The organism is Streptomyces sp. NPDC051064, assembly GCF_044455985.1.
Lineage (GTDB): Bacteria > Actinomycetota > Actinomycetes > Streptomycetales > Streptomycetaceae > Streptomyces.
Genome location: NZ_JBITFK010000007.1, coordinates 28,077 through 40,948, shown reverse-complemented (window position 1 = coordinate 40,948; position 12,872 = coordinate 28,077). Strand labels below are relative to the sequence as shown.

The 12,872-nt window shown below is 69.8% G+C and carries 10 protein-coding genes; 7 read left to right on the top strand and 3 right to left on the bottom strand.

Annotated features, from left to right (window positions below):
- Positions 1-264 precede the first annotated feature (264 nt).
- The 6 genes from ACIBCU_RS24575 (at position 265) to ACIBCU_RS24550 (ending at position 7,694) form a co-directional block, all read left to right on the top strand.
- On the top strand, positions 265-1,323 hold the full coding sequence (locus ACIBCU_RS24575) for a substrate-binding domain-containing protein (RefSeq protein WP_399233999.1): 1,059 nt from the start codon (positions 265-267) through the stop codon (positions 1,321-1,323).
- A gap of 38 nt (positions 1,324-1,361) precedes the next feature.
- Entirely contained in the window at positions 1,362-3,149 is a 1,788-nt protein-coding gene (locus tag ACIBCU_RS24570; protein WP_399233997.1) for a beta-galactosidase family protein, read from the top strand.
- Between the two features lie 276 nt (positions 3,150-3,425).
- Entirely contained in the window at positions 3,426-4,754 is a 1,329-nt protein-coding gene (locus tag ACIBCU_RS24565) for an extracellular solute-binding protein (RefSeq protein ID WP_362929739.1), read from the top strand.
- Between the two features lie 80 nt (positions 4,755-4,834).
- Positions 4,835-5,734, top strand: a complete 900-nt coding sequence (locus tag ACIBCU_RS24560; protein ID WP_362929737.1) for a sugar ABC transporter permease — start codon at positions 4,835-4,837, stop codon at positions 5,732-5,734.
- 2 nt (positions 5,735-5,736) lie between these two features.
- A complete protein-coding gene (locus ACIBCU_RS24555; RefSeq protein ID WP_362929735.1) occupies positions 5,737-6,666 on the top strand; it encodes a carbohydrate ABC transporter permease in 930 nt (309 codons plus the stop codon).
- 47 nt (positions 6,667-6,713) lie between these two features.
- Positions 6,714-7,694 (top strand): hydroxyacid dehydrogenase, encoded by a 981-nt coding sequence (locus ACIBCU_RS24550; RefSeq protein WP_399234548.1) that lies wholly within the window; start codon positions 6,714-6,716, stop codon positions 7,692-7,694.
- 69 nt (positions 7,695-7,763) lie between these two features.
- On the opposite strand, the gene ACIBCU_RS24545 is transcribed toward ACIBCU_RS24550, so the two are convergent.
- Positions 7,764-8,516 (bottom strand): heparin lyase I family protein, encoded by a 753-nt coding sequence (locus tag ACIBCU_RS24545; protein WP_362929733.1) that lies wholly within the window; start codon positions 8,514-8,516, stop codon positions 7,764-7,766.
- Positions 8,517-9,055: 539 nt separating this feature from the next.
- On the opposite strand from ACIBCU_RS24545, the gene ACIBCU_RS24540 reads away from it, so the two are divergent.
- On the top strand, positions 9,056-11,497 hold the full coding sequence (locus ACIBCU_RS24540) for a polysaccharide lyase 8 family protein (RefSeq protein ID WP_399233993.1): 2,442 nt from the start codon (positions 9,056-9,058) through the stop codon (positions 11,495-11,497).
- Between the two features lie 178 nt (positions 11,498-11,675).
- Here the strand turns inward: ACIBCU_RS24540 and ACIBCU_RS24535 are convergent, their stop codons facing one another.
- Together ACIBCU_RS24535 and ACIBCU_RS24530 are read right to left on the bottom strand one after the other, a co-directional pair.
- A complete protein-coding gene (locus ACIBCU_RS24535; protein WP_399233991.1) occupies positions 11,676-12,443 on the bottom strand; it encodes an FAD:protein FMN transferase in 768 nt (255 codons plus the stop codon).
- Positions 12,436-12,864 carry an FMN-binding protein gene (locus tag ACIBCU_RS24530; RefSeq protein ID WP_399233989.1) on the bottom strand — a complete coding sequence of 143 codons (429 nt, stop codon included), beginning with the start codon at positions 12,862-12,864 and terminating at the stop codon, positions 12,436-12,438. Before ACIBCU_RS24530 ends, ACIBCU_RS24535 begins: the two co-directional genes overlap by 8 nt.
- Positions 12,865-12,872: the final 8 nt, after the last annotated feature.

Below are 12,872 nucleotides of genomic sequence, written 5' to 3'. Positions count from 1 at the left end.
GCTTCCGGAGGCGCAGCTCGCCGCCGGGAGGACCGGTCGGCAGGGCGTCACCGGGAAGGGCTCCGGGCGAGCGGAGTGCGGGCAGTCCTGACCGGATGCACTGCGTGACGATCACCGCGGTCGGGTCCGACTTCTCGCCCGGCAAAAGCATCAAACTGAGCGTCCACTCCGCCCAAAATGATTGTTCGGACAGAAACGTTCACATGTGCTCATCCGGCAGATAGACTGGCGCTCAGCCACGCACGGAAGAGGGGGTGCTGCAGCATGCATGCCGAAGAGAGGCATCAGGCGATACTTCACCGGTTGCGCGAGCGGGGCACGCTCCGGGTCACCGAGTTCGCCGAGGAGTTGCAGGTCTCGCCCGTCACGATTCGCCGGGACATCGAGAGCCTCGCGGACCGGGGGTTGGTCGCCCGCGTGCACGGCGGTGCCGTCCTGCCGACGACCCGCGCCGGGACCATGGGTACGGAGCCCCCCGTCAGGCCCCCGTCAGGCCGCGGGCAGTTGTCCTTCGGCCTGATCGTGCCGGCCGCCGACTACTACTACCCGGAAGTGATCAAGGGTGCTCAGGAAGCCGCCGGCGAGCGCGGCATCCGGTTGGTCCTGGGCATCTCGCAGTACAGCCCGGAGGAGGAGCGCGCGCAGGTCGGACGCATGCTGGCCGACGGCCTCGACGGGCTCATGATCGCGACCTGCGACGTCGCGGCGGCCGCCGCCTGGCTCGACGAGCTGACCATTCCGCACGTGTGGGTGGAGCGCCGCCCGGGGGACGAGATCTCCCATGCCGAGCGGGTCGTCACCGACCATGTGTACGGGGCCCGGCTCGCCGTTCACCATCTCGCCTCGACGCGTCGCAGGATCGGACTTATGGTGCGTGACGACAGCCCGCACAGCGAGCCCCTGGTGGACGGATACCGCAGCGGCCTGGCCGCGGCCGCGCTGGACGTGCCCGCGGACGGCATCTTCCGCATGCCGCCGCCGGCCGGTGACGCCGTCCGCCGCGAGGAGATACTCGGCGATTTCGCCGACGCGGTCGCCGACGGCCGGCTGGACGGCGCACTGATCCACAACGACCACGACGCCCTCGTGCTGCTCCAACGCCTCCGGGCCCGTGGTGTCGACGTCCCCGGCGACCTGGCCATCGTGGCGTACGACGACGAGGTCGCCTCCCTCGCCGACATCCCACTGACCGCCGTCGCCCCGCCGAAGCTCGCGGTGGGCGTCTCCGCCGTCGAGTTGCTGGCCAAGCGCGTCGCGGACCCGAGCCGCCCCCGCCACCTGCTCTCGATCCTGCCGGAGCTGCACGTCCGCGCCTCCACCTGATCCCCGTTCACGCGGTACGCCCACCCGGAGAGCCCCTCATGTTCCACATCTCGCCCGAGGGGTTCTCCCTCGACGGCCGCCCCCTGCGCCTGCTGTCGGGTGCCCTGCACTACTTTCGCGTCCTGCCCGAGCAGTGGCCTCAGCGGCTGCGGATGATGCGCGCCATGGGTCTCGACACCGTGGAGACGTACGTCCCCTGGAACCTCCACGAGCCGCGTCCCCAGGAGTACGACTTCGCGGGGGTCGCGGACCTGGACCGCTTCCTGCACGCCACGCGCGAGGCCGGACTGCACGCGATCGTCCGCCCGTCGCCCTACATATGCGCCGAGTGGGAGAACGGCGGTCTGCCCTGGTGGCTCCTCGCCGACCCGGAGGTACGGGCGCTGCGCTGCCAGGATCCGGGGTATCTGGCCCGCGTCGACCGCTGGTACGACCGGTTGATCCCCCTCCTGGCACCGCATCAGGTCACCCGGGGCGGCAACGTCCTGATGGTGCAGGTGGAGAACGAGTACGGGTCCTACGGCACGGACACCGGATATCTGGAGCACCTGGCCGCCGGGCTGCGCGGGCGCGGCATCGACGTACCGCTGTTCACGTCGGACGGGCCGGACGACTTCTTCCTGACCGGGGGCACGGTTCCGGGGCGTCTGGCCACCGTGAATTTCGGCAGCCGCGCGACCGAGGCCTTCGCCGGCCTGAAGCGGCTGCGGCCGGACGACCCGGCCATGTGCATGGAGTTCTGGTGCGGCTGGTTCGACCACTGGGGCGCCGAGCACGTCATACGCGACGCGAAGGACGCCGCGGACTCGCTGGCGGAGATCCTGGCGGCGGGGGCGTCGGTCAACCTCTACATGGCACACGGCGGGACGAACTTCTCCACGTGGGCCGGCGCCAACACCGAGGACCCTGCGACCGGCGCGGGCTATCTGCCGACCGTGACGTCGTACGACTACGACGCGCCGATCGATGAGCGGGGCGGCGTGACGGAAAAGTTCTTCGCCTTCAGGGAGGTGCTCCAGCGGTACACCGACGAGCCACTGCCCGAACCGGAGACTCCCGCTCCCCTGCTGCCCGCTGGGTCCCTGGAACTCACACAGTCGATCCGGCTGTTCGATGTCCTCGACGAGCTGGCCCGCACGGAGGTGCGAGCCGCCGAGCCGCCGTCGTTCGAGGAGCTCGGGATCGGGCACGGTCTCGTGCTCTACACCTCCCGCATCCCCGGACCGCGCGGACCGTACCCTCTGTCCGTGCACGGACTCGCCGACCGCGCGCACGTCTTCGTGGACGGCACGCCCGCCGGCGTACTGGAGCGGGACGGAGCCGAAGCGGTCGACGGTGTCCGCGTCCCCGGGACACATGCGCGCGTGGAGCTGCTGGTGGAGTCGATGGGCAGGGTCAACTACGGCGCGGGGCTCGGAGAGCGCAAGGGGGTGAGCCGGGTCCTCCATACCCAGCAGATATTGCACGGCTGGACGGCGCGCGCGGTGGAGCTGGGGCACGGGACCCCGGACGGGCTGCCGTGGGAGACCTCGTCCGGTGGCGTCGAGGACGCGCCCACTTCACGTTCGGGGCCTGTCTTCCACCGGGGCTTCCTCGAGGTGGCCGAGCCGGGCGACACCTATCTCGCGTTGCCCGGATGGGGCAAGGGTTACGCGTGGGTCAACGGCTTCTGCCTGGGGCGGTACTGGGAAGCGAGGGGCCCGCAACGGACGCTGTACGTACCGTGGCCGCTCCTCCGCGCCGGCCGCAACGACGTCGTGATCCTCGAGCTCGACGGCGTCGAGCATCCCGTCGTGGAGCTGCGCGAAGCCCCCGGCCTCGGCTGAACCCTCGGTGCGACGCCCCACCCTCCGCTGAACGTTGGGCTCGACGCCCGAGTGGGCAGCCGCACGCGCGAACACCCCCTGCCGGCCCGGGCAGGGGGTGTTCGCGTAAGCCGCGGCGCGGGCTCCGTGGGTTGCCGACCCGCTACATGATCACGGAATCCGATCGATATCGCTTCTTGATGTTCGTTTGTTCATTTCCTATTGACTCTGAGCGTTTCTGGCCGAAAGATGTCGTCAACTCGCCGCCATCCGTTGGCCTCTCGTAGGAGTTCCGCCATGCAGCCCAGCACCCGTTCGTCCTCCACGGCCCTCGCCGCCGCGGTGGCCTCCTTGGCCCTCCTCCTCACCGCCTGCGCAGGCGAGGACACCACCACGTCGGACGCCGGCACCGGCTCGGCCGGGAAGCCCGTGGAGATCGCCTACTGGTCGTGGATGCCCGGCACCGCCGACATGACCGAAGCGTTCAACGCGTCGCACCCGAACATCAAGGTCACGCACGCCGAGATCCCGGCCGGACTCAACGGCGGTTACGACAAGATCTCCAAAGCGGTCAAGGCGGGCAACGCCCCGGACGTCGTCAACCTGGAGTACCAGGCCGTGCCGGACTTCGTGACCCAGGGGCTCCTTCGCGACTCCAGCGCCGAGCTCGGCGAGTCGGTCGAGGAATACGCCCCCGAATCGGTGCGAAGCCTGGTCACGCTCGGGGACAGAACATGGGCGGCCCCCTACGACGTCGGCCCGCAGACGCTCTACTACCGCACCGATCTCTTCAAGCAGTACGGCATCGAGGTCCCCACCACCTGGGCCGAGTTCAGGTCCGCCGCCGAGAAGGTCAAGACCGCCTCCAAGGGCAAGGCGCGGCTGCTCGACTTCTGGGGCGACGACACCGCCACCTGGGCCGGTCTCTCCCAGCAGGCCGGCGCCCGGTGGTACAGCGCGACAGATGAGGCCTGGAAGGTGAACATCACCGATCCGGCCACCAGGAAGGTCGCCGACTACTGGAAGGACCTGGTCCAGGACGACCTGGTCCTCAACCACAAGGGGTGGAGTCCCGAGGCCACCAAGGCGGTCACCGACTCGAAGGCCATCGCGCTGATCGGCGCTTCGTGGAGCGCCGGTTCCATCAAGACCACGTACCCAGGACAGGCCGGCAAGTGGGCCGAGGCCCCGCTGCCGCACTGGGGCACGCCGGTCACCGGCGCGGTCGGCGGCTCGGCCTTCGCCATCACGAAGGACAGCAAGAAGGCCAAGGCTGCCGCCGAGTTCATCGCCTGGGCCACCACCGACGGTGAGGCCGTCAAGGCCCGTCTCGCGGCCGGCACCTCCAGTGGACTGCCCGCCGCCGAGAAGCTGCGCGCCGCCGCCAGGTCCACGTTCGACACCGCGTTCTTCGCCGGCCAGGACGTCTACGCCGTCGCCGGGGCCCAGGTGCCGAACATCGCCAAGGACTGGACCTGGAGCCCCGTGCACAACTCCACGACGATGACCATGCAGACGGAATTCGGCAAGGCCCAGAAGACCGGTGAGTTCTGGCCCGCGTTCCAGGCCGGGCAAGCGGCGGCCGAGAAGGCCATCACCGACCGCGGGCTGAAGCTCGCCCATTGATCCCCGCGTTCCCGAGCCGTCGGGGCGGGGGCCCGGTCCCCCCGCTCCGGCGCCCCGACCCCTCCAAGGAGCTAACGCCGATGACTACCCGGCTCGGCCGCGGGCAGCGCACCACACCCGTCCTCTTCGTCGCCCCCTTCTTCGTCCTCTTCCTCGCCACGCTCGTCGCCCCCGTCGGGTACTCGCTGTGGATGAGCCTGTTCCGCGAACAGGCCACGAGCGGCCTCGGATTCGGCGGGACGGAGACCGTCTTCGTCGGCGCCGACAACTATCTGCGGGCCCTCGGCGACGCGTCGTTCCACCGGGGCTTCCTGCACATCGCCCTCTACTGTCTGATCTACATCCCGGTGATGGTGGGCGGGGCGCTGGCGCTGGCCCTGCTGGTGGATTCCGCGATGGCCAAGGCGAAGAAGTTCTTCCAGCTGGCGTATTTCCTTCCCCACGCCGTGCCCGGACTGATCGCCGCGATCATCTGGGGGTTCCTCTACACACCGGGACTCAGCCCCGTGATCGATCTCCTGCGGACCGTCGGCGTGGAGTGGGACTTCCTCGGCCCGGACGGGGTGGTCCTCTCCATGGCCAACGCCGCCGCCTGGCAGTGGACCGGCTACAACATGGTGATCTTCTACGCCGCGTTGCAGGCCGTGCCGAAGGAGACCCTCGAGGCGGCCACGGTCGACGGCGCGGGCCAGCTGCGCACGGCCCTGGCGGTGAAGCTGCCGATGATCCGGTCCTCCGTCGTCCTCACCATGCTCTTCACCGCCGTCGGTGCGATCCAGTTGTTCAACGAGCCGGAGGTGCTGCGCAGCCGGTCGTCCGCCATCTCTCAGGACTGGAGTCCGGTGATGTACATCTACCAGGCCGCCTTCACCGAGCACGACTACGGACTCGCGGCCGCGGCCTCGCTCCTGCTGGCGCTCCTGGGCGCCGCTCTGTCCTTCGTGATCACCAAGCTCGGCAACCGCTGGAAGGAGGCGTGACCATGGCTGCCACCGCGCCTCCTCGCACTCCGGCCCCGGTCCGCTCCACGGGCGGTGCCGACACCGCCGGCCCGTCACGGCGGGCGGGGACCTCCGGACCGGCCTGGTCGTCGAAAGCCGTCGTCAACACCCTGCTCGCCGTCGTGGCCGTCTACACGCTGATGCCGCTGAGCTGGCTGCTGGTCAACGCGAGCAAGAGCAACGGCGACCTGTTCTCCAGCCCCGGCTTCGAGCCGGCCGAGTTCAACCTGCTGACCAACCTCGCCGACCTCTTCACGTACCAGGACGGTGTCTTCGGTCGCTGGCTCACCAACAGCATGCTGTACTCGGTGGTCGGCGCCCTCGCCTCCACCTTCATCTCGCTGCTCGCCGGTTACGCCTTCCACACGTACGACTGGTGGGGCAAGGAGAAGCTGTACGGCCTGGTGCTGCTGGGCATCCTCGTCCCGCACACCGTCATCTCCCTGCCGATGTACCTGATGGCGTCCGAGGTCGGGCTCGTCAACTCGTACTGGTCCGTGCTGATCCCGGGTCTGGTGAACCCGTTCGGCGTCTACCTGGCACGGGTCTTCTCGGAGAGCTACGTCCCCGGGGAGACGCTGGAGGCGGCCCGCATCGACGGCGCGAGCGAACTGCGCACCTTCCGTTCGGTCGCCCTTCCGATGCTGTCCCCCGCCTTCGTCACGGTCTTCCTCTTCTCCTTCACCGGCAGCTGGAACAACTTCTTCCTGCCGCTGGTGATGCTGAACGACTCGTCGCTCTATCCGGTCGGCCTCGGCCTGTTCAGCTGGAACGCCACGCTCCCGCAGGAGCCGCAGCTCTACTCGTTCGTCATCACCGGATCCCTGGTGTCCGTCGTCCCGCTCGCCATCGCCTTCGTCGCACTGCAGCGCTACTGGCGCTCGGGCCTTACCGCAGGAGCCGTCAAGTGACGTCCGCGTCCCCCGCCCCGTACCACCGCCCCCGCACGGTCCTTGCGATGGATCCGTCGGTCAGGAACGCGCTCTTCGACCAGGAGTCACTTGCCCGGCTCGGTGCCATCGCCGACACCGACCCCTCCCTCGTGGTGGACGACTTCACGGACCCGGCCTCCGCCTCCGCGCTCGCCGAGGCGGAGGTGCTCCTCACCGGCTGGGGCTGCCCGCCTCTGACGGCGGACGCCCTGGAGCGGATGCCCCGGCTCCGTACCGTGGTCCACGCCGCCGGTTCGGTGAAACACCACATCACCGACGCCTGCTGGGAGCGGGAGCTGACCGTGGCCTCCGCCGCGGGGGCGAACGCCCTGCCGGTCGCGGAGTACACCGTGGCGGCCATCCTCTTCGCAGGGAAACGGATCATGGCCGCTCGGCGGAGTTATCGGCGTGAGCGCGCCAGGGTGAGCGCCATCGATGTGATCGGGAACGGCGGCAACTACGGCCGCACGGTGGGCGTGGTCGGGGCGTCCCGCATAGGGCGGCGGGTCATCGAGCTGCTGCGCCCGCACGACTTCCGGGTTCTGCTGTACGACCCGTACGTCGACGAGGCGGAGGCCGGCCGTCTGGGCGTGGCCCCGGTGGCACTGGACACGCTCGTCCGCTCCAGCGACGTGGTGACGATTCACGCTCCCGAACTCCCGGAGACCCATCACCTCTTCGACCGGGAACGGCTGGCGCTGTTGCGGGACGGCGCGACACTCGTCAATACGGCGCGCGGTTCGCTGGTCGACACGGCGGCGCTGACCGAGGAACTGGTGTCCGGCCGGCTCGACGCCGTGCTCGACGTCACCGAGCCAGAGGTCCTGCCCGCCGCATCACCGCTGTACGACCTGCCCAATGTCCTTCTGACCCCGCATGTGGCCGGTTCGGCCGGCAACGAACTGGCCCGGATGACACACGCCGCGCTGGACGAACTGGAGCGGTACGGCCGCGGCCTCCCGTACGCCGACCCCGTAAGGGGCGAGGCACTGACCCGGACAGCATGAGGGAGAGGCGCGGAACCCGGATGGGGGGAAGGCATCGGCCCTGAGCGACGTCACTGCCGGTGCCGCCCGTCAGGTGACGTCGGCGTACGACGTCCCCATCTTCAGGCTGTCGACGCGGTTGGTGAGGGTGGTGGAGCCGTCGTCCCGGTCGTAGACGCCCCACTTCGGCTCGTTCGCGCTGTCCCAGGTGCGGCATGGATACCGGGTGCTGCTGTCGGCGAAGGTCTGCTTGGTGCCGTTGAAGTACAGCTCCACCCACCCCGAGGAAGCCGAGCCGGACGTGTGGACACCGATGGCGAACGCGTTCCAGTCGCCGGCGGTGACGGGCTCGGACCAGATCATCTGCCAGTCTCCACCGGTGGTGACGTGAAAGAGCCGTGCCGAGCCGTCCTTGACCGTCATGATGAGCGGGTAGTTCTGCTGGGCGTTGGGGTAGGACTTCCACTGCCACACGACGAAATCTCCGCTCACGGAGGAGAGCTGGCTCTCCCACCCGAGGTAGTAGGTGGAGCCGTCGGCGAAGGCGTAGCGCGAGGAGCCGTTCACGGAGACACCGCGCGACTCGCAGCGGATGTCACCGCCCGGCTTCGTGTAGCGGAAGACCGTGCCGTGCGCGGTATCACCGGCAGCCGTGACCAGGCTGCCGGGGGCGGGGCACTCGACACTTCCGAAGACGCCGGTGCCCTTGGAGGCGTCGCCGTCCCAGATGCCTGCCGCCTGCGCGGAGGCGGTCGACAGCAGGGGCCAGGCCACTGCTGCGACAAGGGCTGCGGCTGTGGCTGCGAGAGCTGCCGGTGTGCGTGTGCGTGCGTGGGTTCCCATGTGGGGGCCTCTTCGTCTAGGGGGGCGGCCAGGAATGCGCCCCCATGGCGGGCGGCGGGCGCTGAGACACACGTGAACGGCTTCGCGGGGAGTGCACTTTCGTGCCGTGGCGACCCCCTGCCGGACGCCCGGCAGGGGACACGGGACTGCGGTCAGAGGTCGCCGGCGCGGGCGTGGAGACCGGCAAAGCCGCTGCGGGAGGCGGAAGTTGGTGCTCGGCGGCCGCCTGTTGGTCCGCAATCCTGGGGAAAGGGACGTGGGAAGTCAACCGGTCGATCAAACAATCCACTTGTGTTCGGATCAGTCCGCTTTTCGGGGACACCGACACGAGGTACGCCGATCCCTGCTACGTCGCGCGAGCGCTCACGCGCACAAACCACCAGTTCGACGCTGCCCGGAGCACGATGCATGACGCGGATCGGGACTGCCTTGATTGCGTGTTCGTTCGATCAATAGCGTTCATAGCATTGTCCGTTCGATCGAAGCGTGCTAAAAAACCGCCTACCCAGTGTCTGTCCGCTCTCGAGCTCGGAGTACTCATGACGACTTTCTGGTCACGCCGCGGAGCCCTCGCCGTGTCCGGCGCCGGAGCGCTGGCTCTGGCCCTGCCCGTCCCGGGCGCCGCCGCACAGCAGAGCGCGCCCGCAGGTGAACCACTCGCCGACGACTTCTCCGCCCTGCGGGGGAAGTGGCGGGACCTGTTGCTCGGCCAGGGCTTCAGCCCCACCGCCGAGCCCTTCAGGACCAAGCTGGCCGCGCTGGGTTCGACGGCGCGTGGGTACATGTCCGCCATGGCACCCGCCGAGGGTTCGCTGTGGCCCGACAACGTCTACGCGGACCCTGACCCCGACAAGGACACCGAGTCCTACACCTACTCGGCGCAGATCCAGAATTCGTACGGCAGGCTGAGGACGATGGCCGAGGCGTACGCACAGCCCGGCACCGGCCTGACCGGCGACCCCGCTCTGCTCGCCTCCGTCCTCACGGGTATCGGTCACCTCGGCACCCAGGTCTACAACGAGTCCCAGGCGCCCTACGGCAACTGGTACAACTGGCAGATCGGTGCCCCCCAGGCCCTCCTGGACATCTGCCTCATACTCGACGACCACCTGTCCGGCGATCTACGGTCGGCGACTGCCCGAGCCATCGACCACTTCGTGCCCGACTCCTCCGTGGCGGCGTACAGCGGGACCAGTACCGGTGCCAACCGGATCGACCTCTGCCGGGTTCTGGCCCTGCGGGGTGCCCTCGACGGCACGGCCGCCAAGGTGGCTCTCGCCAGGGACGCCGTCTCGCCGGTCTTTCCGTACGTCACCTCCGGCGACGGCCTGTACGCGGACGGCTCGCTGGTCCAGCACACCTGGGTCCCGTACACAGGGTCGTACGGCGCTGTGCTCATCGACGGACTGAGCAAGCTGTTCGCACTGCTCGGCGACTCGGCCTGGGCCATCACCGACCCGCAACGGCAGATCTTCCTGGATTCCGTGGAGCACGCCTATGCTCCCTTCCTCCACGACGGGCTGATGATGGACGGCGTCTCGGGCCGGGCGATCAGCCGCGGACTCGTTGCCGGTGCCCCGGCGAAGGTCCAGCAGGACGACCATCTGCGCGGTCATGCCGTCATCGCGTCGATCCTGCTCCTGGGGCAGGGCGCCGGAGCCGAGGAGAACGCCCGCTGGCGGGCGTTGGCCAAGGGCTGGTTCAGCCGGGACCGGTACAGCGACGTCACCACCGGCCGCACCCTCGGTGTCGCACCGCTCTCCCGGGTCATCGCGCTGCTCGGGGATTCCTCGGTCCGGCCGGCCCCGGAGCCGAGCGGCCACCGGGTGTTCCCCGGCATGGACCGCGCGGTGCACCGGACCCGGGACTTCACCGCCTCGGTCTCGATGGCCTCCAGTCGCATCACCTACTACGAGAACGGAAACGGCGAGAACCTGCGGGCCTGGCACACCGGTTCGGGGATGCTCTACTGGTGGGGGCCGGAGGGGGAGGGCCAGTACAGCGACGGTTACTGGCCGACCGTGGACCCGTACCGGCTGCCGGGCACCACCGCCTCCGCCAAGCCGCTCGCGGACGGCGAGGGCGGTATCTGGGGCGCGGCAAGGCCCGACGCCGTGTGGGCCGGCGGTGCCTCGGACGGCACCTTCGCCAGCCTGGGCCAGCATCTGAAGGGGCTCTCATCGACCCTGGAGGCCAAGAAGTCCTGGTTCTTCCTCGGTGACTGCGTGGTCTGTCTCGGGGCCGGCATCACCTGCGGCGACGGCGCCAGGGTCGAGACCGTCGTCGACAACCGCAGCCTGGGTGCCGACGGGACGGCCGGGCTCACGGTCGACGGTCGTACCCGGCCAGGCGGCGCCTGGTCCGGGACGCTGAACCAGGTGCGATGGGCGCACCTGGCGGGACACGCCGGCTACGTCTTCCCCGGCGGCACGACGCTGACCGGACTGCGCGAGGAGCGCACCGGCACCTGGAAGGCCATCAACGGCGGTGGCTCCGCCGATCCTGTCACCCGGCGCTACCTCACTCTCCTCGCCGACCACGGCGAGGATCCGAAGGACGCCGAGTACGCCTACATCCTGATGCCGGGAGCGAGCCGTGCCCGCACGGCCGCGCGGGCGGCCGATCCGCGATGGCTGGACATCCTCGCCAACTCGGGCGCCCAGCAGGGCGTCCGGGTGCCCTCGTCCGGCTTCACCGGCATCAACTTCTTCGCAGCGGGAACCGTGGGACCGGTGACGGCCGACGCACCGGTCAGCGTGCAGATACACGAGAAGCGCGACGGCACGGCGGTTGTCTGCGTCGCGGACCCCGGACGTACGGTCAAGGGCCTCACCCTCACCTGGAGGCGTCGAGTGCACTCGGTGCTGACCCGGCCGGACCTGGTCACCGGGGTCGGCACGGGCTCCGTCCTGACACTGCGGTTCGGTGACCTCAGCGCCACGAACGGCGTTACCCAGACGGTACGGGTTCGCACGGTCTGACGGCACCGGCGGTCCGTCCCACGCGGACGGAGACGCCCCGGAGGCAGGGGAGCCGGCAGATCGTGGCGTCAGCGCGTGGGACGTTCGCGGCTGGTGAGCCCGTGCGGCGCGTGGCGGGGCGACGGTGGTGCCGCTAGCAGGAACTTCACCGCCGAGAGCGGCTGAGTCCGCGTTCCGCCTAAGAGCCATAGCGGTGGAATCCTCGTGTCCGCCATTCGCGGCCGTCGGGGAGGATCGCGAGCGCTTCGTAGCCGTCGAGTGCTTCAATCCATTTCTGCGCGCCGTCGCCTCGGGCGAACGCGGCGGTGGCGTAGGTGTCGGTCAGGGTCAGTCGGGGCCCGACGAGGGTGAGTGAGGCGAAGGCGGCGGCGGGTGTGCCGCTGTGCGGGTCGATGATGTGCGCCCCGCGCTCGGCGGTGCCGGAGGTGGCGACGGCCAGGCCGTGGGCGGCGGTGATGACGGTGGCCAGTTCGCCGGCGCGCAGGGGGTGGGCGATACCGATGCGCCACGGGGTGCCGTGGCCCGCCCGGCCGCGGAGTTGCACATCGCCGCCGCCGTTGACGCAGGTGTGGTGCGCGCCCGCTTCGTGGAGGATCCGGGATGCGGCCTCGGTGGCCCAGCCCTTGACGAGCCCGGAGGGGTCCAGGCTCCCTGCGGGGGTGGCGCTGAACCAGCCGTCGCTGTCGCGGGTGGCCCGTGCGCACAGGGACAGGACTTCGTCGACTTCGGGCGGACAGTCCTGGAGGCGGATCTCGCCGCGGCCCAGGCGGCTGATGTGGCTGTCGTGCCGGTAGGTGGAGAAGACGGCGTCGACCCGGTGGAGGTGGCGCACCGCCTCGGCGAGGGCGTGGCGGATGGCGGTGGTGGGCCGGTCGCGGATGTCGAAGGAGAAGACGGTCCCCATGACGTGCTCGATGTGGCGCAGTCCGGATCCGGTGTCAGGCATGGGCCTGGTCCAGGGCACTCTGCAGGGACCGCATGTAGCCCTGGCTCGTGTAGCTCGCTCCGGAGACGGCGTCGATGTGCGCGCTCTGGGCTCCGAGCGCCTCCTGGGTGAGGCGAGGCAGGGCATAGGAGGCGATCTCCCGATCGCGGCCGTTCCGGTCCGGGGCCTGGAGGACCCTGACCGAGGTGATTTTCCCCTTGACCAGTGTGGCGGCCACCTGCACCGTCCCGTACTCGGTGTCGACGGGGCTCCCGGTGAACGTGCCCGTCCCGGCGGACGCTCCCGGCGAGGCGCCCGCGGAGTGCGAGGCCGCGGGGGCACGGGGAGCCGTCCCGAGGGTGGTGAGGTGGTGGGGTTTGAGAGCGAGCAGGGCAAAGATCAGGGCGCTGGTCCCGGTGGTGGCGAGGACGGCTCGGCGCATGACGGTAC

Excerpts from the sequence above, each read along its gene's own strand:
- ACIBCU_RS24575 (WP_399233999.1), top strand. The coding sequence starts at position 265 with ATGCATGCCGAAGAGAGGCATCAGGCGATACTTCACCGGTTGCGCGAG.
- ACIBCU_RS24570 (WP_399233997.1), top strand. The coding sequence starts at position 1,362 with ATGTTCCACATCTCGCCCGAGGGGTTCTCCCTCGACGGCCGCCCCCTG.
- ACIBCU_RS24565 (WP_362929739.1), top strand. The coding sequence starts at position 3,426 with ATGCAGCCCAGCACCCGTTCGTCCTCCACGGCCCTCGCCGCCGCGGTG.
- ACIBCU_RS24560 (WP_362929737.1), top strand. The coding sequence starts at position 4,835 with ATGACTACCCGGCTCGGCCGCGGGCAGCGCACCACACCCGTCCTCTTC.
- ACIBCU_RS24555 (WP_362929735.1), top strand. The coding sequence starts at position 5,737 with ATGGCTGCCACCGCGCCTCCTCGCACTCCGGCCCCGGTCCGCTCCACG.
- ACIBCU_RS24550 (WP_399234548.1), top strand. The coding sequence starts at position 6,714 with ATGGATCCGTCGGTCAGGAACGCGCTCTTCGACCAGGAGTCACTTGCC.
- ACIBCU_RS24545 (WP_362929733.1), bottom strand. The coding sequence starts at position 8,516 with ATGGGAACCCACGCACGCACACGCACACCGGCAGCTCTCGCAGCCACA.
- ACIBCU_RS24540 (WP_399233993.1), top strand. The coding sequence starts at position 9,056 with ATGACGACTTTCTGGTCACGCCGCGGAGCCCTCGCCGTGTCCGGCGCC.
- ACIBCU_RS24535 (WP_399233991.1), bottom strand. The coding sequence starts at position 12,443 with ATGCCTGACACCGGATCCGGACTGCGCCACATCGAGCACGTCATGGGG.
- ACIBCU_RS24530 (WP_399233989.1), bottom strand. The coding sequence starts at position 12,864 with ATGCGCCGAGCCGTCCTCGCCACCACCGGGACCAGCGCCCTGATCTTT.